Genomic DNA, 22,628 nt, shown 5'->3' with positions numbered 1-22,628 from the left:
CTCACTCACCTCAGGCCGCTTTCGGCTGTTTTTCATAGAGGAAATGGAGGATCTGCTGGCGCAGGTGGTGATAACGGCTGTCATCAGCCAGTTGCACCCGGTTACGCGGACGCGGCAGATTGACGTCAAGGATTTCACCGACGGTTGCCGCCGGGCCGTTGGTCATCATCAGTACCCGGTCAGAAAGCAGCACCGCCTCGTCCACATCATGGGTGATCAGCACAATGGTGGTGTTCAGCGACTGCTGGATCTGCATGACCGCATCCTGCAGGTGGGCGCGGGTTAACGCATCGAGCGCGCCAAAAGGTTCATCCATCAGCAGCACTTTGGGTTTCATGGCAAGGGCACGGGCAATGCCGACACGTTGTTTCATCCCGCCGGAGATCTCCCCTGGACGTTTGTGCAGCGCGTGGCCCATTTGTACCCGCTCCAGATTGTGCTCAATCCACTCGCGGCGCTCCGCTTTGTGCATGGTGCGACGGAACACCTGATCCACCGCCAGCGCCACGTTGTCAAAACAGGTCAGCCACGGCAATAAAGAGTGGTTCTGGAACACGACCGCGCGCTCGGGGCCAGGCCCCGCTATCTCCCGGTTATCGCACAGCAAACCGCCTTCGGTTGGGAGCGTGATACCGGCAATCAAATTCAGTAAGGTCGATTTCCCACAGCCCGAATGACCAATCAGGCTGACCGTTTCCCCTTCATGAATATCGAATGAGACATTTTGCAACGCCACAAACTCACCGCCCGCGGTCGAAAAGCGCTGGCTCACCGCCTGTACCTGGATAATCGGTTTTGTGCTCATCTTATTTCTCCTGCCAGCTAAAGCGACGTGCCACCAGCATCAGCCCCTGCTCCAGCAGCAGACCGACCACACCGATAATGACAATGGCGATTAAAATGTTTTCCACATTGAGGTTGTTCCATTCGTTCCAGATCCAAAAACCGATCCCCAGGCCGCCGGTGAGCATTTCCGCGGCGACAATCACCAGCCAGGCGATGCCGATCGACAAGCGGACGCCGGTGAGCACGGCGGGCAACACCGCCGGGAACAAAATGCGGCGCATGACCGTCCATTCGGACAACTGCAGAACGCGGGCCACGTTGAGGTAATCTTGCGGAATGCGGCGCACCCCTTCGGCGGTATTAATCACCATCGGCCAGATAGAACAGATGAAAATGGTCCAGCTTGATGCCGGTTCCGCTTTCTGGAAAAGCAGCAGGCCAATCGGTAACCATGCCAGTGGGCTGACCGGGCGCAGCAGTGCAATCAGCGGGTTGAACATCCGCGCCAGAAAGATAAAGCGGCCAATCATAAAACCCAGCGGGATCCCCACCAGCGCTGCCAGACCAAAACCGATGGCGACGCGCTGCAATGAAGCCAGTACGTTCCAGCCGATCCCCATGTCATTCGGCCCATCCCGATAGAACGGGTCGGCAAACAGCGTCATTGCCGAATCCAGCGTGCTGAGCGGTGTGGGAAAGCCTTTGCTATTGATTGCCGCCAGTTCCCAGGCGATCAGCAGCAGCCCAAGCCCCAGCAGCGCGGGAACGACACGTTCGGCTACCGCGCGAGTTTTACGCGACAAGGCCGACTTACGGGTGCGGACTTTGACCGGAGGCAGCGTAATCACTTCGCCAGGTATGGACGGCGGCGTAACGCGCTGTGTGTTCTGTTGATGTTTCATATCAGGCCCCTGTTCGTTGAATGTCGAAGCGTCTGGCGTATTGCTCCGGGTCGGTACCGTTCCAGCGCGTACCATCCATCAGTGTGCTGGTTCGCATGGTCTGCGCAGGCGGCGTAATGCCCCCGATAGCCGTGGCGGCATCTTTCCAGATATCGATACGGTTAATGCGCCCGGCGATAGCGGCATAATCCGGTGCGCTTTTCAGCAACCCCCAGCGGCGGAACTGGGTTAAAAACCACATGCCGTCGGAGTGCCATGGGTAGCTCACCTGGCCGTCATTGAAAAAGCGGATAGCGTGCGCATCCTGCCAGCTCTTGCCCGCACCGTTGTCGTATTCACCGAGCATGCGCCCGGTCAGATACTGCTCTTTGGTGTTAAGCCACGCCCGACGCGCAAGGATGCGGGCGGTTTCACGGCGGTTATCATCGGAAGCATCAATCCAGCGGGATGCCTCCATCACCGCACAGACCAGCGCACGGGCGGTGTGTGGGTTTTGTTCGACCCAGGCGCTGCGCGTGCCGAGAATTTTTTCCGGATGATCCGGCCACACGGACTGGCTGGTCGCAGCGGTAAATCCGATGCGGTCATTAATGGCGCGGGCGTTCCACGGTTCACCCACGCAAAAACCAACCATGTTGCCGATCCGCATGTTCATCACCATTTGCGGCGGCGGCACGACCACCGTGCGAATGTCGGTAAAGGGGTTGATGCCCGCGCTCGCCAGCCAGTAATAGAGCCACATGGCGTGAGTGCCGGTCGGGAAGGTATGGGCAAAGGTGTATGTTCCGGGGGCGCTCTGCCCAATCATTTTTTTCAGGCTCTCGCCATCGGTGATGCCTTTATCCAGCAGGTCGCTGGAAAGGGTGATCCCCTGACCGTTCTGGTTAAGGGTCATCAGGTTGGCCATCGACTGGGTTTTCCCGGCGATCCCGAGTTCCAGCCCGTACAGCAAGCCATAAAGCACGTGCGCGGCGTCCAGTTCGCCGGAGACCAGTTTGTCGCGCACCGCCGCCCAACTGGCCTCTTTGGTTGGCACCAGGGTGATGCCGTACTTTTTATCGAACCCTTTCAGGGCAGCAATGACCAGCGGCGCGCAATCGGTCAGCGGAATAAACCCGACACGAACAGTAGTCAGTTCCGGTTTGTCGGAACCTGCCGCCCACGCGGCCTGCATCAGGCCGGGCATCAGCATCGCACCGCTCAGTGCTGCTCCTGCCTGTAGAAAACGCCTGCGCGTTAGTGAAACCGATGAATCGCCCATACCCACTCCCGAAGCAAAAAAAAAAAGCGCCCGTCGATGCTTTCGCACCAATGGACGCCTTTATCCGTATGGTCAGTGAACCGCCGTTGGTTCCCCGCCACAAATGTATTCATTTACACACTTAACAATGCAACCACTATGCCAGGTTACAAGCCACTGTTTTTCGTGCTTTTCACCTGTTTTCAGGATGTTTTCGCACTGCACATGTGCAGGGAATGCCCGCGGAATGTGCAACTACTCCTTAGGTGTTAGAGGCCATAACGCCCGTACAGTGAGCAGAGCGCGGGCGATTTCAACCATGCGCTGATTCTTGTCCATAGCCATTTTGCGCAGACATTGCCAGGCCTGCTCTTCGCTCATGTTCTGGTGATTCATCAGGATATTTTTCGCTTTATCAATCAGCGTGCGTTCCTCCATGGAATCCTGTAGCGACGCCAGTTGCGCACTAAGCTGCTCCAGTTCACGGGCTTGCTGGCGCACCAGGGGTAAGAGCTGTTTGTCGAGCCGCGCGGAAAGGTGGTCGCTCGTCGTTTCCTCAATCCAGCTACTGACATTAACGTCGTCGTCTTCCTCCAGCATGGTCGCTGTCGTGTGCATCAATTCATTGATCAGCAACTCTTCCAGCGCACGCAGATGTTCCAGCCTCTGGGTTTGCAGTGCGAACCAGCGTAGCGCCCCTTCGCCGCCATCTGCAGGGGGCACGCGGGTGCAGGCCTGGCGACGGAGCTGTTCAATCTCCAGCCCGGCGGTACATTCGCGGGCAAATATCGCACTGACATCAGGCGCCACAAGCGACAGGAAGGCCTCAAAACAGGGTTGCTGACCATCAATGCGGTCCACCAGCGACTGGCGCAATGCATCGCTAAACGCCGCCTGGGTAAACCCAATCGCCCCCAGCGCGCGCTCTTGCCCTACCAGCTCTTTTCCCTGCATAAAACTGTAGAGGGCCACCAGATGTTTAACAATTCTGGGATCATCCACGCTGTCGTTAAGCTGCGGAATAATGCTCAGCAGATGGCTAATGGTACGGCTGAACTGCGCCATCGCCTGCTCTGCCGTAATACGCTGGGTTTTTATTTGTTCGCGTAGCTGTGGAAGTTGTTCCAGACACCCAACAGCGGCGGCAATACGGTGGCATAATGCGCTACTGGCAAGTGGCCTGAGCGTGGCGAGTAACGGTAAAAACGGGGTGATGTTCTCATCGGCAAGGGCGCTGCTGGCACGACATTCCAGCGCGTAAAGCTGCCCTTTTGAACACAGCCAGATATTCGATGCGCCGCGTTCGCACTGCAACATATGGGTCAGATGGCTGATTTTTCCCGCCAGCACGCCAAGCTGTGTGAGCTGGTAAAGCTGTTGTTTCTGGACCTGACGCGCATAGCGAAACCAGTCGGTGGCGTCGGGTGTCGCATCAGTATAATTATTCATGCTTACTCTCCGTGGCTGTCTGCTGGTGAGTAATAAGCAATAACCATGCCCTATCGAAGGAGTGAAGATGCAAAAGATCGTGATTGTCGCCAACGGCGCGGCGTACGGCAGTGAATCCTTATTTAACAGTCTGCGTCTGGCCATCGCCCTGCGCGAGCAAGAAGCCGACCTCGATTTACGCCTGTTTTTAATGTCCGATGCGGTGACCGCCGGGCTGCGTGGGCAAAAACCCGCAGAGGGGTACAATATTCAGCAAATGCTGGAAATCCTTACCGCGCAAAATGTACCGGTGAAATTGTGTAAGACCTGCACCGACGGGCGCGGTATCACGACGTTGCCCTTAGTGGATGGCGTGGCGATTGGCACCCTGGTCGAACTGGCGCAGTGGACACTGGCGGCAGACAAAGTGCTGACCTTCTAATATTCACCATTCTTTAATACTTTTTTCTTATGGGTGCCTCTCGGGCATCAAGTTTGCCTGCTGTGCTGCCGATAGGCATTAAAGACAACACAGCAGGTACTCATAATATGTTCAGGTCAATTCGCGCTCGTATCATTACGGCGACGGCGGGCTGTCTCGCTATTGCTCTTCTTCTTAACACCGTTATTAACTACCAGGTAACCAGCCAGCATAATCAGGACGCTCAGCAAGATATCCTCACCAGCACCAGCTCCAGCCATAGCCTCGCTATCAGCGACTGGGTCAGCAGTAAAACGACCGCCATCTCCTCTCTCCAGAAAGTCGCCCTAACCGACGACCCCGTTCCGGTGTTCACCCAGATTGCTCAGGCCGCCGGCTTTATCAACGTCTATGTGGGGTACGCCAGTAAAACGGCTAAATTCTCAAACCCGGACGGAGTGCCTGCGGATTATGATCCGACCATTCGTCCCTGGTATCAGCAGGCCGCCAAAGCGGATGCTCCGATAGTCACCGCACCTTATGTCGATGCAGGCAGCGGGAAACTGGTGGTCACCTTCGCGGTACCAGTTAAAGAAAACGGTACGCTTAAAGCTGTGGTCGCAGGTGATGTGTCAATGGACAGCGTGGTGGCTAACGTCCAGGGTATTAAACCGACCCCAAACAGCAGCGGACTGTTACTGAACAGTGATGGCAGCGTAATAGCCGCCAATGATGGCAAACTGACGCTGAAACCGTTTGGCGAGGCCATCAGGGAGGTGCAATTTGCCGATCTGCAAGCGGGTAAACCGCTCACGGGCCTCTTTGCCGGTGCGGAAAAAGCGTTTATTGCCACTAAAGTGAACGGCACCAACTGGCTGCTGGTTGTCGCTCTGGACAGCGCAGACGCCACTGCGGGCCTGCGCGCGCAATTAAAAGCCTCGGCCGTTTCGCTGATTGTACTGGTCGTACTGGCGGGTGCCCTCATGCACTGGATTGTCGCCACTATGCTCAAGCGCCTGATCACCATTCGTGACGCGATGAACGCGATTAGCAGCGGCACAGATGACCTGTCGCAGCGCTTGCCGGAACAGGGTAACGATGAAGTGGCGCAAATCGCCCATGCATTTAACGCCTTTAGCGACAAACTCGCCGTGGTGATGGTTAAACTGCGCGATTCCAGCCACTCAGTTCAGCAGGCGGCACAAGAGATCGCGACAGGCAACCAGGATCTGTCAGGGCGTACCGAACAGGCCGCCTCCAGCCTGCGCGAGACCGCCAGTGCCGTCGAGCAGATTACCGCCTCCGTCGCCCAGTCCACCGATTCCGCCGCTCAGGCCAACGAACAGGCGCACAGCGCCTCTGAGGCTGCGTCACGCGGCGGTAAAGTGGTATCGCAGGCCATTTCAACCATGCAGACAATCGAAGTGGCGTCGGCCAAAATCGGGGATATTACCAGCGTGATTGACGGGATAGCTTTCCAGACCAATATCCTGGCGCTGAACGCCTCGGTCGAAGCAGCACGTGCCGGCGAGCAGGGTCGTGGTTTCGCGGTTGTTGCCGGCGAGGTGCGCAACCTTGCCAGTCGCAGCGCGCAGGCGGCGAAAGAGATTAAGTCGTTGATTGATTCGACAACAGACAGCGTGGCAACGGGTTCCCGCTACGTGCGCCTGGCCGGGGAAAGTATGGGGGAAATTGTCTCCAGCATTGACAGCGTCTCGGTCATTATGCGTGAAATCACCGTCGCCACGAACGAGCAGATGAAAGGTATCCAGGAAATTAACCATGCGGTCATCGATCTTGACCGAATGGTGCAGCAAAACGCCGAACTGGTGATCCAGTCAGCCGCCGCCGCAGGCGCGTTGCAGGAACAAGCGGGCGAGCTTGCTGAAACTGCGGGGCATTTCCGCATTTAATCTTCTGTCGGCGCGTTTTTCCCCGAATTTAACGCGCCGACATAATCCCCCGCCGAATTTTGTCATTATTGTTTAATCGTTACGCCATTTTTTGATCAAAGTCAGCATCTGACCCCCTTCCCTTTGGTGTTATGCAATGAGTGAATTGTGAACAAAATCACGCACGGGATTTTCCCGCAGGGAGTGCGTTGTCGATATATACGGGGTTTAAAACAATGGCGTTGGTAAAGACAAGTTTGAAGTTATTTGGTGGGGATACAGTGGTAGTACGTTGTTCTGAGAGCTGCCATATCCATCTGATGAGCGAAAAGAGTCAGGCCGCAAGTCAGACTGATGTGTTAAGCGTTCAGGATCGTGCCAGTGCGTATCTGGCGGTTCCTTACAGCGGCATCTGGAATGTGCTGATCGATAGCCACAGCCAGTCGCTGGAACATTCCATCAGTTACGTTCCAGCATAAGTTAGCATCACACTCAGGCGAAACCAGGTTGCATCTCCGGACCTGGTTTTTCTCCCTCCAGCAGCAGACGCACCCTTCCCACCAGCTCGTTGAGGCAATCATCCTGCATACCCAGTTTGATCAACTCTTGTTCCAGCGAGAACAGATATTGCGCGTTGGTACCCAGCGGGCCACTCGCTGTGGCAATAAGCGGCGCAATGGTCTGCGCGCGGGTATCGGACTCATAAAGCGGATGACGCGGGTCCATGATGAATACCAGCGCATTTACCGTACGCCCGTCGTCAAGCTCCAGCTTGCGCCAGCTCGGCAAATAGCAGCCGGTGATCATCTCGCGTTTCCACAACAGGGAAAGCTCTTCGTGTAGGGTCGATTCTGCCAGGCGATAGGCCACACCGGTGGTGCGCCCGCCCTCTTTTAGTGCAAGCATACGTCCGGGCTGGCAGGCGCTGCCGCGTCCCGCCGTCAGACGTAAACAAAATGCGCGGTGCCAGCCGGGAAGAGTACCGGTACAGGACTCGTCATATTCCAGAGCCGGGTTCCACATCAGCGAACCGTAACCAAAAATCCATACCGGGCCGTCATCCAAGCGGCAAGCCAGCGTCGCTGCAAGCGATGCTGCTCGTTGCTCCGCCGACCATAACAGCGATTCCTCAATGTCTCCAAACGCCGTTTTACAATCTGCCTTCATCAAGAAATCACGCGTCAACATCTCTTTCTACCTCCGCCACTGCCTGCTTCCTTGCGACGACTTTACTGCTGCCTTCCTGGCGCTTTTCAATGACGATATGCAATTCACAGGCCGTTTTCAAGTGAACTCTATAGGGCATAAGGCGAAGGGCGATTCATCATGTTGGCAATATAAAAATGTGGCTCACTATTTCAGAGGGTTATCGCTTTTTATGCCACTTATCATCGTCACCTTTTTCATAATCATTTTTTACCGCCGCCCAGGCTACGCGATGCGCGGTCTCTTCCCGGCTGGCATCACCGCGGCGTTCGTCTTTATCTTTATATTGCTCCCAGGCACTATTAAAGGCTTCTTTATAGATTTCCTGGGCGTGGGCAGGCAGGACATGTTGCACGCTGTCGGGTAAGTCTGATTTCGTTTTATAGGGCATCGTATATACCTCCTTAAGCAAAAACTTAAGTCTGGTTTATTCTTCCCGTCTTATCCAACCGATTTTGATTTTCGACAAAACCACGATGGCATTGCATTGTTAATTAACTATATTTTCCATTAAAGCCTTATAAATACTCGTCTCAAAACAGAAAATTCGCATGACGTAAAAAAGCGTAAAAAATGGATAATGAAAGGCGAATGTTTGTTATTTTATGCGCCCTGAATTTCTTTCTATAATTACAAATACCTGCTGGTTGGAGATCAACAATGACAACAACGCACGAGGCGGTTAAAACCCGCCACAAGGAGACTTCGCTCATTTTCCCGGTTCTGGCACTGGCAGCCCTGCTTTATTGGGGAAACAGTCAGTCGCTGCCAGTGATAATCGGAATGAATGCTCTGGCCCTGGTGGGGATTCTTGCCAGCGCATTTAGCGTCGTACGCCACGCCGATGTTCTTGCTCACCGTCTCGGTGAACCCTATGGCTCATTAATTTTAAGCCTTTCTGTCGTTATTCTTGAAGTGAGTCTGATTTCTGCGTTAATGGCGACTGGCGATGCTGCGCCAACGCTCATGCGCGACACACTTTATTCCATCATTATGATCGTGAGCGGTGGTCTGGTTGGCTTCTCGTTATTGCTCGGTGGGCGGAAATTTGCCACGCAATATGTGAACCTGTTCGGCATCAAGCAATATATGATTGCCCTCTTCCCGCTGGCCATTATTGTGCTGGTCTTCCCGGTAGCCTTAGAAGGCGGCAATTTCACGACCGGACAATCATTACTGGTGGCCCTTATTTCTGCCGCTATGTATGGCGTATTCCTGCTGATTCAAACGAAAACGCATCAGAGTCTGTTCGTTTATGAGCACGAAGATGACGGCGACGATGATGACCCGCACCACGGCAAACCGTCTGCGCACAGCAGCGGCTGGCACACCGTCTGGCTGCTGGTCCATCTGGTTGCCGTTATTGCGGTCACCAAGATGAATGCCAATCCGCTGGAAAATCTGCTGACGGAAATGAATGCACCAGTTGCCTTTACCGGCTTCCTGGTTGCGTTGTTGATTCTCTCTCCCGAAGGATTGGGCGCCCTGAAAGCGGTATTAAATAATCAGGTGCAGCGCGCAATGAACCTGTTCTTCGGCTCGGTTCTGGCGACCATTTCGTTGACCGTACCGGTTGTCACGCTGATTGCCTGGGTGACCGGGAATGATTTGATGTTTGGCCTGGGCAAACCGGAGCTGGTGGTGATGCTGGCGTCATTGATGCTGTGCCATATTTCGTTTTCAACGGGTCGCACCAATGTTCTTAACGGCGCCGCACATCTGGCACTGTTTGCGGCCTATTTGATGACGATTTTTGCCTGATTTGAACGAGGGAGTCTGTAGTCTGTAATAAGCCGTTCTTGTTAGCACGCTATGCTGGCCTGGTTTTCCAGGTCAGCGATAGCAAGTTACTTATATTCTTTTATTGTGGTTTTGGACATTCAGCCATACGGCGCAGAAAGAAACTTTCGTTGATAGAACCCCCTGTATCTACCGTATGCAAATCATGAGCAAAATAAGCATGAAGTGTATTTATTCCTGGCCATGTGATGTCGGGGAGTTTTTTGCCATTCCATGCCTTATGATAAAAATCGAGGAACAGCCCGGCCCGTCTCGATGCAGGAAAATAAATCTCTTTATGGTTGTCCATGCGAGTATCCATTTGTCGCCCGTAATTTAAATCATTTGATAATCTGGTGGTGACACGCTTGACATCATCCAGCCATCCCCAGAGTGATTTAAGTTCAGCAATCTGCACCTTTATCTCTTCAGCTTTTCGATTCGGGTTCACCCCTGTTCCTGCAAGCAGACCATACTCGCTTATCTGTTCACGACGCGCTCACGACAGTTTCTCACCCAGATGATTAAGCTCGGTGCAGTAGAATTAATATTGCTTTGCCAGCCAGATAAAATAGATATCAAGGTAGAAATCAAAGGCGACATCTCTGACGGCATCAGTGCCATAGATATTGGCGTAAGTCGTCCCCGCCAGTACTGGTTTACCTCAGATTTATAGTCAGCCATCCAGTCAGTAACAGAACGTCCTACGACGGTATCGTTGATTGCGCCCGTACTGCGCCCCCGGTATCTAATGATGGCATCATCATTTGGCCTCCTGCTGAACATAATTTTTAAAGGTGCCCATCAGTTTTGATTCCATCGCCGTAAAGCTTGCCTTTGACATCCTGCCGTACGCGGCCCGCCCCGGATAGCCTGCCCAATATTCCACAGCACTCAGTACGGGTACCATTCCAGACGGCGGCCCCAATTGAGGAGCACTCAAATCTGTTTATCAGTTGCCAGTGCAGTACAGGAAAATTTTCATTCAGTATTTTCGCTACCTCCAGTTTCATATACCTCAACTGTTCACAGCCATATCATTAGCATATTTTGAACAAATCAGCCATCTGCGCAAAATTCTATATATCCTGTTATACAATTTCTTACCGATATAAAATGATTTGTTATTTACATGCGGAACAACCATATATCTTTATTTCACTTTCAATTTATTAATTTATATAGCAGTTTTATAAAAATATTTAACCAGAACAAACCACCGCACTGTAGTTCACAACAGTCAAAATTAACATATTGATATTCTCTCTTACTGCATCATGAGATTAAATGACCAACTTCCATTTAAAACAGCGTCAACAGATTCTTTATCTGCCACCTTATATGCATTTTTGATAAATTGTCTCCTCCAGGCGGGTAGCCACCAATAATAAACAGACGTCCCATTCTTTATATTTTGGTCAGGGAAAAGAGCAAACCGCATGACTTCCTTATCAATATATCCACTTTCAAAGGACTCATTAGCAACACTCATCAAACAAATATAATCACCAATCGAAAGATGTTGCATCAAAAGAATGGAGTATAGCTTTTGACTTTGATCATAATTAGCACCAGACAAAACCTTCAAGACATCATAAAGGTAATACTCTGGACGCTCATTAATTTCCCGAGCGATACCATCATAGTATATATCATAAACATTCGTTGCATCTTTCCATGATACAACATGAAGAACACGCCCCCCATACTTGTCTACTATAGTTCTTCTTTCCGCGTACCGGCCGATTAGATCATAATACTCTTTGTTTTCTGGAATCCTATACATACTCTCAGAGCACACCTCTCCATTTAAATAAAAAAAACACCCATACACAAACAAAAAAAGAACAACTCCGAGTATAAATTTAGTGTTTTTTTTCATCACCTTAACATGCCTTTATAACGTCTAAAAATCGTAAAATCATGCTCTTGAGATGGTTCACTGGCAGTATTATACTTAACTCTAAACCCACAATCATTTAATTCGATCTTATTCCAGCCTGCTGAAATAGTCACACCATCCGCAATAATAATCCCAACATGTCCTGACGCATCACTATAATTATAAGAGTAGGCACCAACATCTCCCGGCTCTGGCGTATTTTCCACGCTCCAGCTATTAAGTAACTTTGAACTATCAGCCCATTCCCCTGCTGTTGGAGGGCTTAATCGTTTATAAAATGGAATATTTTTTGACTTACCATGCTCAATCCAGGCGACTTTAACACCAGATTCTGTCAAAACATCATTAACGAAGATATTACACTTATTTGTACCTGATCCAAATGTTACCTCATCGCCCAGCTCCGGATGCCTTGATGTAACACTGGTTGTACCAGCCCATTTAATATCCCCTCGGTATTTAAGGGCAGTTGTTATAATTTTCCTGGGAATATCTTTTATTGCTATTTTTAGCTCCCTGATCTCACCCGTTGTATTTATTTTATATTCAACATTATAAAAACCTCCAGAAAAATCATCCCTCCCAATGTTCTGAATTGATATTTTTGTCCATGGCGACACAATAACCATTGTTAGCTGCTTACCTGTATTCAAGGTTTCAACCCCAACTTCTTTTTCAATATTGCTATTTATATCAATTACACCAATTTTAATCTGATATGAATTCCCTCTGTTTATCTCGACATTTACACCTTCGCTATTGAATATTACAACACGACCATTACTAATTTCTTCAAACTCATATACCAATGGAGAATTCGTATCTTTCACAGTAGATTGATCAATACTAACATTGTTAACAGTCACCCTATAATTCAAACCCGAAGATGGCCCCATTAATGAATTTTTAAATGAAATAACAAGTCTGGATTTCATAAGCACTCTTCATCCCCCTGCAAATCCTCTTCAAAAGAATAAGACACCCACTCATCACTCTCCTTACCAATTAATAAACTATCCATTTTTTCAAATTTCTCTTCAGAAAAAACGCAACTCTTACCATCAATATTAGAAGTTTTCGCTCTGAATAATGTCAAATCATTATCACTCTTAATTTTAAAATCTAAGCCAACAGGTGACGAATCACCATTCCGCTGCCGCGTTGTAATTATCCGTATACCATCCCATGTTTCTTTTATCATCGGAAATGCCATCACCTCAGGCGTAATTTTCGCTCCTGGCTTACGCCCGTAATATCCTGCCTTGACGTTATATTCACCTTGCGTACCGGCTTCTATTCCGCAGGGATCCAGACGGATATAACTTCCGCCACCGTTGATCGTGATTTTCTCCTTCGCGGTAATAGTGATCTCATCTTCCGTACTGGTGATCTCTATCGATTTTTTCGCCAGTAATTCCATCAGATCGTTCTGCGCCTGTAGTGAGATCGCACCTTTATTGGCAAACAGCTTAATCCCCGCTTTGCGTACAAATACACTCAGAGCCTGCCCCACACCGATAAACAGGTTTTTCATCACCCCAATATCGGCATTATTGCCAGCGTTCATTTCGAGACTCCTGGCCGCCGCCAGTTGCATATGTTCACCGCTGGCCAGGGTCACACCTTTCGGACCGCTTAACAGCACCACCGCCTGCGTCAGTTCTTTTACACGCTCCTCCAGCAACGTCACCTGCGACGCAAGGTCTGCCGGGTCAGCATTCGCCGTTTCCGCATCCGCCGACAGTGACGCCATCTGCGACTGCGCACCGCTCAGTATCCCCATCGCCGCCGCCATCTCCCGCACCGGCCCCTGCGCCCTGTCCTGGCCGTCGGCGCTGATGAATATCCCCTTTTTCGCCCGGATGGCACCCCACATGTCCGTGCGCAACTCAAAACCTTCCCCGCGCTGCTGTTTTCCCGCATCCACCAGATGGCCGAGATTGAGCTGGCTCTTGCCGCCGTACTCCGTACTGATTTTGATATGCTCTTTGCCGCGCTCGTCATCGAGGCGCAGCTTGTTGTTTGCCGGGGTGCGCAGCACGTTGCGCCTGTAGTTCTGAATCGTCACATGGTCTGTGTGGGCGGAATCATGCTTCACCCCGGCGATATAGGGCCGGTCCGGGTTGCCTCCCTCAAACGCGATGCTGACCTCCGTGCCCACCAGCAGCGGCAGATGCAGGCCGTACGTATCACCTGCATAAGGGCGGGACTGCCGTACCCACAGGCTCTCGTAACCCGGCTTCCAGGCCTCGCGGTCAAAATCGAGGTTCACCCGGTAGCGCCCGTCTTTATCGATATGGGCGTAGATGTCGTTTGCCGTTGTGCTGGTCACCCGCGCGGGCAGCGTTCCGGCCATCACCGGTTTCGCAATGCGCGCCGGGCGAAAGCTGTAACGTTCCGAATACGGGATGGCGGTAAACGTCAGTTCATAACTGCGGTCGCGGGCCGCGCTGGCGGTCAGCCCGGTTATCAATGCGCCCCTGCGGAACACCGCCGGAGCGTCCTCATCCGGTACCTTTATCTCCAGCCCCGGCATCAGCAGGGCGCTGGTGCTCAGCCCCTGCAGAATGGCCCGGCCATTAAGGTAACGTTCGTGGCGGATACGCGCGTAAAACGCCCCGCTTTCCGGTGTGTCCGGGTCGCCTGCCGTCAGGAAGTTGTCCGCGTAATGACAGGCTTCGCCACAGGTGGTGCTGTCCCCGCCCGTCGCATCAAACGCCGACGTCATATCGGCGGTCGCGTCACGGTAGTTGTAGTCCCGCGTGGTGACGCTTTTTTCCACCACATGATATGCCGTGTTCAGCCCCCAGACAGATTCCGTGCCGCTGTCGCTCAGCCCAGAAGGATGGCGCAGTGGCAGCATCAGGCCGCGTTCATAGCCGCTCTGGTCGTCATAAAACTCAATGACTTCAATTTTCAGCCGCACGTCGGTACTGAACCGGAACCAGATCCCCACCTCCGACAGCAGCCGGGAGATAAACGTCAGGTCGTCCTCGCCGAACTGCATCACCTGTTCGCGCGACGGATATTCCCCCGTCAGGGTGAATACGAAGTCCTGGCCGAGCATCCCGTGGCGCTCACGCAGGATTTTCTCGACAATCTGCGGCACGCTCTGGTTCTGGTAGATGGCGTTCTGATGGCTGCGGGCGAGCAGCGCCAGTCGGGGCTCAAGGCGCACTTCATAACGTGTTTCATCGCGCGAGGTGGAAAGCTGTTTAAAGCCGGTGATGACGCCATACAAGGTGCGCAGCGGCACCTGTACCGGCATCCCCTGAACCGGCGGGGCGCAGAGGCTGAGCGCGCCGTCCTGCATCAGCACCGCTTCCGGCTCCAGGGTTTTATCACGGCTGGTGAACTGAATGTCGTAACAGAACGGCTGGCTCAGATGCTCGCGGCCTTCAAAGGAGAGCACATCAGGCGGGCTGCTCAGGCCACGGATTTTTAATTTGTGGTGGGAGTGGTCAAAACTGAGCGCATTCATGCGGTGCCTCCTGCATCCTTGCAATATGCAATGTATTCTTGCCTTTATTGCTGGCGGGCAAGCATAACAATCTGTGAATTCCCATTTTCCAGGCTGGTTTATTTATGCCATCCCAATAGCGTCAGGCAAAAAAGCATAGCTACCGCCAGAGAAAACCCACGCTCCTGGATACGACATAATTAACAATGCGATTCCATATAGACAAAAAATACCCCATTAATAAAGTTACTTAGCGCAAAAGCGACTGAATATGGAACCCTACTCACTTAATTATATTTTTAGGAGAAACACCACGATTTTCAGATATTCACACTAAAAATGCATACGTTAATAAACGTTGAAAATTATTATTTAAAACAGCGGAGAGTTATTTTGTAAAAAGAAAGGAAACAGAAGAGGCATTGGAAAGGCGTCAGAAAGTGATAACACCGTTCACACAACGGTGAACGGTGTTTTGCAAGGCTCGATTAATTACTTGCTGGTATCAAGCTCATCGAAGCTTTTCACCAGATCATCAATCGCTTTGATCTGTTTCAGGAACGGCTCCAGTTTATCCAGCGGCAGTGCGGACGGGCCATCGCATTTCGCGTTGGCTGGATCCGGGTGCGCCTCAATAAACAGACCGGCCAGGCCTGTCGCCATACCCGCACGCGCCAGCTCAGCAACCTGGGCACGACGGCCACCAGAGGCGGCGCCAAACGGATCACGGCACTGCAATGCGTGCGTCACATCGAAAATGACCGGCGAGTTGCCAGAGACCTTTTTCATCACGCTAAAGCCGAGCATATCGACAACCAGGTTGTCGTAACCGAAGTTGCTGCCACGGTCGCACAGGATAACTTTGTCGTTACCGCCTTCATGGAATTTATCCACGATATTACCCATCTGGCCAGGGCTTACGAACTGCGGTTTTTTCACGTTAATGACGGCGCCGGTTTTCGCCATCGCTTCGACCAGGTCGGTCTGACGCGCCAGAAATGCCGGTAACTGAATCACGTCAACCACGTCAGCAACGGGCTGAGCCTGGCTGGCTTCGTGAACATCGGTGATCACTTTCACACCGAACGTCTGTTTCAGCTCCTGAAAAATTTTCATCCCTTCTTCCAGGCCCGGCCCACGGTAAGACTTGATGGAGGAACGGTTGGCTTTGTCAAAAGAGGCTTTGAACACATACGGAATATCCAGTTTCTGGGTAACTGTCACGTAGTGCTCACAAATACGCATCGCGAGGTCGCGGGACTCCAGCACGTTCATACCGCCAAACAGAACAAACGGCAGATCGTTCGCGACATTGATATCGCCAATGCTAACCACTTTTTGTGTCATATAATTCCCTTATCAAGATTCAGTCTATTAATTCAGTTTAGTGCAGCGTAATTTGCTTGTGCGAAATGGTGTTAATTTGCGCACGGATCATCTCACTGATGGGATCCTCAGGACACTGCTCTACGAAGTAATTCAGATCGTGCAGCGCAACATGATCGCACTCGAGTTGCGCATAAATTAAGCCACGATCGCGGATCTCGTACGGGTCTTCCGGGTTAAACTGCAACAAGGCTTCACTGGCACGCAAAGCCAGTTCCATTTGCTGCTCTTCCATCAACGCCGATTTCAAAGTATCGAGCAGCTTACGGATGACTTCCGCGTTATCTGCCTCATCGAGATCCTCATTAAACAGCTCAGCCACAGGGCTAATGTTACCCTTAAGCCAGACGTCCAGCGTATGCTCGTCCAGCGTGTCGCCATTAAAGGGGTTGATCAGCCACATTTCCCCATCCAGCCACTCAGCGCGCAGAATGAGCTGCGTCGGGAAAATCACCGGCATCAGAGGAATGTCCAGATGCCCGGCAACCCATAACAGAATGGCGCCCAGTGACACCGCGCTACCCTGACGGTTTTGCAGGACTTTATCCAGCCATAACGCATCCGACAGACGGTACACACCGCGGGTGTCTTTAAAACCCCATTCGCCGTAAAACAGCTCAAGGAGTTTCTCCAGTTGCAAGTCCTGCGGTTGAGCCTCACTTATTTCTTCACGCGCCAGACGGATCAGACGCTCAAGTTCGTCGTGCACGAACTGCGAGGGAAAATCATCACGAATCAATTCAGATATCAGGATCATTCCATCGCACAATGGTGCTTTGTTAAATTCGAAATCGGCTAACGACCGCATGTCTTACCCCAGTATCGGTATCTTTGTGGCGGCGAGTTTAATGATGATGTACAGCACCACCAGCCCCAGCAAAAACGCAATAAACCTCGTTTGCTGGCTGCGCGGACGATGTCGTCCCAGCGCAATGAAACCCAAAACGATGTAGATGATAACGCCAAACAGCTTTTCCGTCAGCCATGCGCCATTAGCAGTAAATGGGATATAGCGCGTTACAACGATAAGCCCGAGGCCGCTGAGCAATAACAGCGTGTCCACTGCATGGGGCACAACCCGCACCCAGCGCGCCTGTGCGCGAGGATCGCCCGTAAAGCGCCACCAGTATCGCAGCACAAACAGGCTAATGGTCAGAACCACCGTGGTCAAATGCAGGCTTATCAGAAACGTGAACGCACTCATTCCCCGTTACTCCTGTAGCGGCAGGCGCCCGAGCGTCAGACGCTCGTTATCACCATAATCCCGGCAGGTTTCCACCTGCACATATCCTTGTTCGCCAAACAGCGCACGTACCGCTTCACCCTGCTGCCAGCCGTGTTCCAGTAGCAGCCAGCCACCAGGGCGCAAAAAACGCCTTGATTGTGCGATTATCCACGCGAGATCCGCAAGTCCTTCTTGTGCCGCAACCAGTGCAGAACGCGGTTCGAAACGCACATCCCCCATGGCAAGATGAGGGTCCTGCTCATCAATATAAGGCGGATTGCTGACAATCAGGTCGAACTGCTGCCCTTCCAGGGCGCTAAACCAGTGACTGGTCAGCACCGAAACGTTCGTTATTCCTAAATGTTCCGCGTTACGCAGAGCCAGGGCGACGGCATCGGGCATGACGTCGACCGCCGTAATCTGGCAATCCGGACGTTCACTGGCCAGCGCCAGCGCGATAGCGCCGGTGCCAGTGCCCAGATCGAGGATCCGGCACGGTTGTTCCGGCAGACGGTTCAGCGCCTGTTCAACCAGACATTCGGTATCCGGGCGCGGAATCAACGTCGCAGGCGAGACAAACAGCGGCAACGACCAGAACTCGCGTACCCCCACAAGATGCGCGACCGGCTCCCCCTGTTCACGACGGGCCAGCAGATCATCAAGCCGCGCAAGCTCGGTGTCCGAAAGCGAAGTTTCCCCGAAAGCAAGAATAAAGGTGCGCGCTTTTCCGGTCACAAAGCCCAGCAAAATCTCCGCATCCCGGCGCGGGCTTTCGCTGTGCGAAAGTCGATTTATCGCGTGACGTAACCAGTGTTGATAGTCCATCAATCCTGTCCGGCGAGCGCTGCCAGTTGGTCGGTCTGGTATTCCTGCACAATCGGCTCAATCAGCATATCCAGCTTGCCTTCCATCACCTCGTCCAGACGGTAGACTGTCAGGTTGATACGGTGGTCGGTCACACGCCCCTGCGGGAAGTTATAGGTGCGGTTACGATCGCTGCGATCGCCGCTACCCAGCAGGTTTCGACGCGTTGAGGCTTCCGCCTGCTGGCGTTTGGCAATTTCCGCCGCGCGAATACGCGAACCCAGAACGGCCAGTGCTTTGGCTTTGTTTTTATGCTGAGAACGTTCGTCCTGGCACTCCACCACGATGCCTGTCGGCAAGTGGGTAATACGAATCGCGGAGTCGGTGGTGTTAACGTGCTGCCCACCCGCGCCGGATGAACGGAAGGTATCGATGCGCAGATCGCCCGGGTTGATGTCCGGCAGTTCGGCTTCCGGCAATTCTGGCATTACCGCAACGGTACAGGCAGAGGTATGGATACGTCCCTGAGATTCGGTTGCCGGAACACGCTGTACGCGATGGCCGCCGGACTCAAATTTCAGCCGTCCGTAAACGCCTTCGCCGCTCACTTTCGCGATGATCTCTTTATAGCCACCATGCTCGCCCTCATTGGCGCTCATGATCTCTACACGCCAGCGACGAGACTCGGCATAGCGGGTATACATACGGAACAGATCGCCTGCGAATAACGCCGCTTCATCGCCGCCGGTCCCGGCACGCACTTCCAGGAAGGCGCTGCGCTCATCATCAGGATCTTTAGGTAGCAAAAGAATTTGCAGATGCTGTTCCAGTTGTTCGCTTTTTTCTTTTGCATCGCGTAACTCTTCCTGCGCCATATCGCGCATTTCCGGGTCATCGAGCATCATTTGTGCGGTTTCGATATCTTCCTGAATCTGTTGCCAGTCAGTAAAACAGCGCGATACGTCGCTTAGTTGCGCATACTCCCTGGATAAGGCGCGGAATCGCTCCTGATCGGCGATGGTTTGCGCGTCACCCAACAGCGCCTGAACTTCTTCATGACGCTCGTGTAGGGCTTCCAGTTTGGCAACGATAGAAGGCTTCATAGGCGTAAATGCACCCTGTTATTAGAGATTGTTGTGCTACTCCAGCCCGAGGCTGTTGCGCAGAATGTGCAGGCGCTCATCATCCCCGTCACGGGCGGCCTGCTGAAGAGATTTGGTTGGTGCGTGGATCAGGCGATTGGTCAGTTTCCAGGCCAGATCCTGCATAATGGCTTGTGCGTCGCCACCCTGTTCAAGGGCGGCCAGCGCTTTGGCAGTCAATTCATCACGAATCTGCTCAGATTGGCTGCGGTAATCACGAATTGTCTCGCTGGCGCTTTGCGCGCGCAGCCAGGCCATAAATTCGCTCGTTTCCTGCTCAACGATAGTTTCAGCCTGCACCGCCGCCGCTTTACGCTGCGCGAGGTTGTGCTGAATAATGCTTTGTAGATCGTCAACGCTGTAGAGATAGGCGTTCGCCAGTTTACCCACTTCCGGCTCGACATCGCGCGGAACAGCAATATCCACCAGCAGCATTGGCTGGTTGCGACGCGCCTTCATTGCCCGCTCGACCATGCCTTTACCAATGATCGGCAATGGGCTGGCGGTAGAACTGATAACAATATCGGCATCTTTCAGACGCGAGTCGATATCGCTGAGGGAAATCACTTCCGCCCCTACTTCATCTGCCAGAACCTGCGCACGTTCACGGGTACGGTTGGCGATGATCATCTTCTGCACTTTATGCTCGCGCAAATGACGAGCCACCAGTTCGATAGTTTCCCCCGCACCGACAAGCATGACGCTGACCGACGAGAGTGATTCAAAGATTTGGCGCGCCAGGGTACAGGCAGCAAAGGCGACAGAAACCGCGCTCGCGCCGATATCGGTTTCCGTGCGCACGCGTTTGGCGACGGAGAACGATTTCTGGAACATGCGTTCGAGTTCACTGGCTTTCAGATGACCGCGGTTAGAATCGGCAAACGCTTTTTTCACCTGGCCGAGGATCTGCGGTTCGCCCAGTACCAATGAATCCAGCCCGCTCGCCACGCGCATTAAATGGCTGACGGCGTCGTTATCGTGGTGCCAGTAGAGGCTGTTACGCAACTCTTCTTCGCTGATCTGATGGTAATCACACAGCCAGCGAACCAGCGATTCATGGAGGTTTTCCTGCTCTTCAACGCTTAAATAAAGCTCGGTACGGTTACACGTCGACAACACCACACCACCCTGCACCATCGGCTGCGCCAGCAGGCTGTCCAACGCCTGGTCAAGCGTATCCGGCGAAAACGTAATACGTTCTCGCAACGAAACGGGGGCCGTTTTGTGGTTGATGCCGAGCGCCAGAAGAGTCATGTGAGTGGGAATAGTACCAACGTTGATAAGGTTAGACTGTGCGCATCATACAGGATGCGCGAGGTCAATAAAAGAGAGCGCCCCCTTTTGGAGTAATCGGTAATTTAATGATTTAAGACAACTTGAACGTAGACGCTATCACTGCCCGGCGCTAGCATTAAGAATATTTACTGCAACGCACCTCAAGGATTCGTCATCATTATGACTTTGCCGGACTTTCGTCTTATTCGTTTGCTGCCGCTGGCTAGCCTCGTACTGACTGCTTGTACCCTCAATGCGCCTAAAGGGCCGGGCCAGAGTCCGGATGCCCCTCAGTGGCGTCAACATCAGCAAGACGTCAGCAAATTGAACCAGTTTCAGACACGTGGCGCTTTCGCCTTTATCTCCGATGAGCAGAAAGTCTATGCCCGCTTTTTCTGGCAACAGACCGGACAGGATCGCTATCGCCTGCTGCTGACAAACCCGTTGGGCAGCACAGAGCTGGAACTCAACGCCCAGCCTGGCGCAGTAGAGCTGGTGGACAACAAAGGCAAGCGCTATACCTCCACCGATGCGGAAGAGATGATTGGCAAACTGACCGGTATGCCGATTCCACTGAACAGCCTGCGTCAGTGGATTCTGGGCCTGCCCGGCGACGCGACCGACTACAAGCTTGACGACCAGTATCGCCTCAGTGAGCTTAGCTACAGCCAGGGGGGCAAAAACTGGAAAGTGGTGTACGGCGGTTATGACAGCAATACGAAGCCGTCCCTGCCCTCCAGTCTTGAGCTGAGCAATGGCGGACAGCGTATCAAGCTCAAAATGGATAACTGGATTGCGAAATGATGACGCGCTTTCCCGCACCGGCGAAACTCAATCTGTTTTTGTACATCACCGGGCAACGGGCTGATGGTTATCACACGCTGCAAACCCTGTTTCAGTTTCTTGATTACGGTGACACTTTAAGCTTTGAACCGCGAACAGATGGCGTTATTCGGTTGCTAACGCCTGTCGAGGGGGTGCCGGATGAAGAAAACCTGATCGTGCGCGCAGCCCGTCTGTTGATGCAACAAGCGCAAAAGACGGGGCGCCTGCCTGCTGGCAGCGGCGCGGATATCCAGATAGACAAACGCCTGCCGATGGGCGGCGGTCTGGGCGGGGGTTCCTCAAACGCGGCCACGGTGCTGGTGGCGCTCAATCATCTGTGGCATTGCGGTTTATCGGTTGATGAACTGGCAGAACTGGGATTAGCACTGGGGGCGGATGTACCAGTCTTTGTCCGGGGCCACGCGGCGTTTGCCGAAGGTATCGGCGAGATACTTACCCCCGTGGAGCCCGAAGAGAAATGGTATCTGGTCGCCCATCCTGGCGTCAGTATCCCCACCCCGACCATTTTCCGCGATCCGGAATTGCCGAGAAATACACCAAAGCGGTCAATAGAAACGTTACTAAAATGTGAATTCAGCAACGATTGCGAGGTTATCGCAAGAAAACGTTTTCGTAAGGTTGATGAGGCGCTTACCTGGCTGCTAGAATACGCGCCGTCGCGCCTGACTGGCACAGGGGCCTGTGTTTTTGCTGAATTTGACACAGAGTCTGCTGCTCTTCAGGCGTTAGAGCAAGCCCCGGCATGGCTGCGCGGTTTTGTCGCACGAGGTGTAAACCTCTCGCCTCTCGCCAGCGCCCTCGCCGGGCAAGCTGAGTCCCGGTGACAACGTCACTTGTTCCAGACGTTGCATCGCGCTCTTTAATACACCGCATGGATAGAATTATGTCTGAACCGCACATTTATGGCTTATTCTATCCACCAATGGACGCATG

Annotated in this window: 22 protein-coding genes; 6 read left to right on the top strand and 16 right to left on the bottom strand. The window is 52.8% G+C overall.

What is annotated here, in order from left to right:
- Positions 1-10: 10 nt before the first annotated feature.
- From IP582_RS11440 to nasR, 4 genes are all read right to left on the bottom strand, one after another.
- Positions 11-805 (bottom strand): ABC transporter ATP-binding protein, encoded by a 795-nt coding sequence (locus tag IP582_RS11440; protein WP_193796027.1) that lies wholly within the window; start codon positions 803-805, stop codon positions 11-13.
- A 1-nt stretch (position 806) separates the two neighbouring features.
- A complete protein-coding gene (gene ntrB, locus IP582_RS11435) occupies positions 807-1,688 on the bottom strand; it encodes a nitrate ABC transporter permease (protein ID WP_193796026.1) in 882 nt (293 codons plus the stop codon).
- Position 1,689: 1 nt separating this feature from the next.
- Entirely contained in the window at positions 1,690-2,949 is a 1,260-nt protein-coding gene (locus tag IP582_RS11430) for a CmpA/NrtA family ABC transporter substrate-binding protein (protein ID WP_193796025.1), read from the bottom strand.
- Positions 2,950-3,183: 234 nt separating this feature from the next.
- A complete protein-coding gene (gene nasR, locus IP582_RS11425; RefSeq protein WP_193796024.1) occupies positions 3,184-4,377 on the bottom strand; it encodes a nitrate regulatory protein NasR in 1,194 nt (397 codons plus the stop codon).
- Positions 4,378-4,444: 67 nt separating this feature from the next.
- Between nasR and IP582_RS11420 the strand changes: the two genes are divergently transcribed.
- The 3 genes from IP582_RS11420 to IP582_RS11410 all read left to right on the top strand — a co-directional run bounded on the left by IP582_RS11420 (position 4,445) and on the right by IP582_RS11410 (position 7,148).
- A complete protein-coding gene (locus tag IP582_RS11420; RefSeq protein ID WP_039079186.1) occupies positions 4,445-4,798 on the top strand; it encodes a DsrE/DsrF/TusD sulfur relay family protein in 354 nt (117 codons plus the stop codon).
- A gap of 107 nt (positions 4,799-4,905) precedes the next feature.
- The gene (locus tag IP582_RS11415; protein ID WP_193796023.1) at positions 4,906-6,690 is read left to right on the top strand and encodes a methyl-accepting chemotaxis protein; all 1,785 of its coding nucleotides are present in this window, start codon (positions 4,906-4,908) and stop codon (positions 6,688-6,690) included.
- Between the two features lie 215 nt (positions 6,691-6,905).
- Positions 6,906-7,148 carry a DUF1883 domain-containing protein gene (locus IP582_RS11410; protein WP_039079188.1) on the top strand — a complete coding sequence of 81 codons (243 nt, stop codon included), beginning with the start codon at positions 6,906-6,908 and terminating at the stop codon, positions 7,146-7,148.
- Between the two features lie 13 nt (positions 7,149-7,161).
- Here IP582_RS11410 and IP582_RS11405 read toward each other — a convergent pair whose 3' ends face one another.
- Positions 7,162-7,857 carry a gamma-glutamylcyclotransferase gene (locus tag IP582_RS11405; protein WP_193796022.1) on the bottom strand — a complete coding sequence of 232 codons (696 nt, stop codon included), beginning with the start codon at positions 7,855-7,857 and terminating at the stop codon, positions 7,162-7,164.
- 178 nt (positions 7,858-8,035) lie between these two features.
- Entirely contained in the window at positions 8,036-8,266 is a 231-nt protein-coding gene (chaB, locus tag IP582_RS11400; RefSeq protein ID WP_193796021.1) for a putative cation transport regulator ChaB, read from the bottom strand.
- A gap of 269 nt (positions 8,267-8,535) precedes the next feature.
- On the opposite strand from chaB, the gene chaA reads away from it, so the two are divergent.
- Positions 8,536-9,636, top strand: coding sequence for a sodium-potassium/proton antiporter ChaA (gene chaA / locus IP582_RS11395; protein WP_193796020.1), 1,101 nt, complete (start codon positions 8,536-8,538; stop codon positions 9,634-9,636).
- A gap of 100 nt (positions 9,637-9,736) precedes the next feature.
- Here chaA and IP582_RS25555 read toward each other — a convergent pair whose 3' ends face one another.
- The 10 genes from IP582_RS25555 to hemA form a co-directional block, all read right to left on the bottom strand.
- Positions 9,737-10,105, bottom strand: coding sequence for a hypothetical protein (locus tag IP582_RS25555; RefSeq protein ID WP_193796019.1), 369 nt, complete (start codon positions 10,103-10,105; stop codon positions 9,737-9,739).
- 816 nt (positions 10,106-10,921) lie between these two features.
- Positions 10,922-11,539: a hypothetical protein gene (locus IP582_RS11385; RefSeq protein ID WP_193796018.1), complete on the bottom strand. Its 618-nt coding sequence runs from the start codon at positions 11,537-11,539 to the stop codon at positions 10,922-10,924.
- Positions 11,536-12,492, bottom strand: coding sequence for a CHAP domain-containing protein (locus IP582_RS11380; protein WP_193796017.1), 957 nt, complete (start codon positions 12,490-12,492; stop codon positions 11,536-11,538). Before IP582_RS11380 ends, IP582_RS11385 begins: the two co-directional genes overlap by 4 nt.
- Positions 12,489-15,038, bottom strand: a complete 2,550-nt coding sequence (locus IP582_RS11375; RefSeq protein ID WP_193796016.1) for a type VI secretion system Vgr family protein — start codon at positions 15,036-15,038, stop codon at positions 12,489-12,491. Before IP582_RS11375 ends, IP582_RS11380 begins: the two co-directional genes overlap by 4 nt.
- A gap of 471 nt (positions 15,039-15,509) precedes the next feature.
- Complete coding sequence (gene kdsA / locus IP582_RS11370) at positions 15,510-16,364, bottom strand: 3-deoxy-8-phosphooctulonate synthase (RefSeq protein ID WP_193796015.1); 855 nt, start codon at positions 16,362-16,364, stop codon at positions 15,510-15,512.
- A 37-nt stretch (positions 16,365-16,401) separates the two neighbouring features.
- The gene (gene sirB1, locus IP582_RS11365; protein WP_039079196.1) at positions 16,402-17,211 is read right to left on the bottom strand and encodes an invasion regulator SirB1; all 810 of its coding nucleotides are present in this window, start codon (positions 17,209-17,211) and stop codon (positions 16,402-16,404) included.
- A gap of 3 nt (positions 17,212-17,214) precedes the next feature.
- A complete protein-coding gene (gene sirB2 / locus IP582_RS11360; RefSeq protein ID WP_193796014.1) occupies positions 17,215-17,607 on the bottom strand; it encodes an invasion regulator SirB2 in 393 nt (130 codons plus the stop codon).
- Between the two features lie 6 nt (positions 17,608-17,613).
- The gene (prmC, locus tag IP582_RS11355) at positions 17,614-18,453 is read right to left on the bottom strand and encodes a peptide chain release factor N(5)-glutamine methyltransferase (protein ID WP_193796013.1); all 840 of its coding nucleotides are present in this window, start codon (positions 18,451-18,453) and stop codon (positions 17,614-17,616) included.
- Positions 18,453-19,535 (bottom strand): peptide chain release factor 1, encoded by a 1,083-nt coding sequence (prfA, locus tag IP582_RS11350; protein ID WP_193796012.1) that lies wholly within the window; start codon positions 19,533-19,535, stop codon positions 18,453-18,455. The genes prmC and prfA overlap by 1 nt, the downstream gene beginning before the upstream one ends.
- Before the next feature lie 36 nt (positions 19,536-19,571).
- Positions 19,572-20,828, bottom strand: coding sequence for a glutamyl-tRNA reductase (gene hemA / locus IP582_RS11345; protein WP_039079200.1), 1,257 nt, complete (start codon positions 20,826-20,828; stop codon positions 19,572-19,574).
- Positions 20,829-21,029: 201 nt separating this feature from the next.
- On the opposite strand from hemA, the gene lolB reads away from it, so the two are divergent.
- Positions 21,030-21,653: a lipoprotein insertase outer membrane protein LolB gene (lolB, locus tag IP582_RS11340; protein WP_193796011.1), complete on the top strand. Its 624-nt coding sequence runs from the start codon at positions 21,030-21,032 to the stop codon at positions 21,651-21,653.
- Positions 21,653-22,519 carry a 4-(cytidine 5'-diphospho)-2-C-methyl-D-erythritol kinase gene (gene ispE, locus IP582_RS11335; protein ID WP_193796253.1) on the top strand — a complete coding sequence of 289 codons (867 nt, stop codon included), beginning with the start codon at positions 21,653-21,655 and terminating at the stop codon, positions 22,517-22,519. Before lolB ends, ispE begins: the two co-directional genes overlap by 1 nt.
- The last annotated feature ends 109 nt before the right edge of the window (positions 22,520-22,628 follow it).

Source organism: Citrobacter sp. BDA59-3 (genome assembly GCF_015167655.1).
Taxonomy (GTDB): domain Bacteria; phylum Pseudomonadota; class Gammaproteobacteria; order Enterobacterales; family Enterobacteriaceae; genus Phytobacter; species Phytobacter diazotrophicus.
This window is presented reverse-complemented; position numbering and strand designations above follow the sequence as displayed.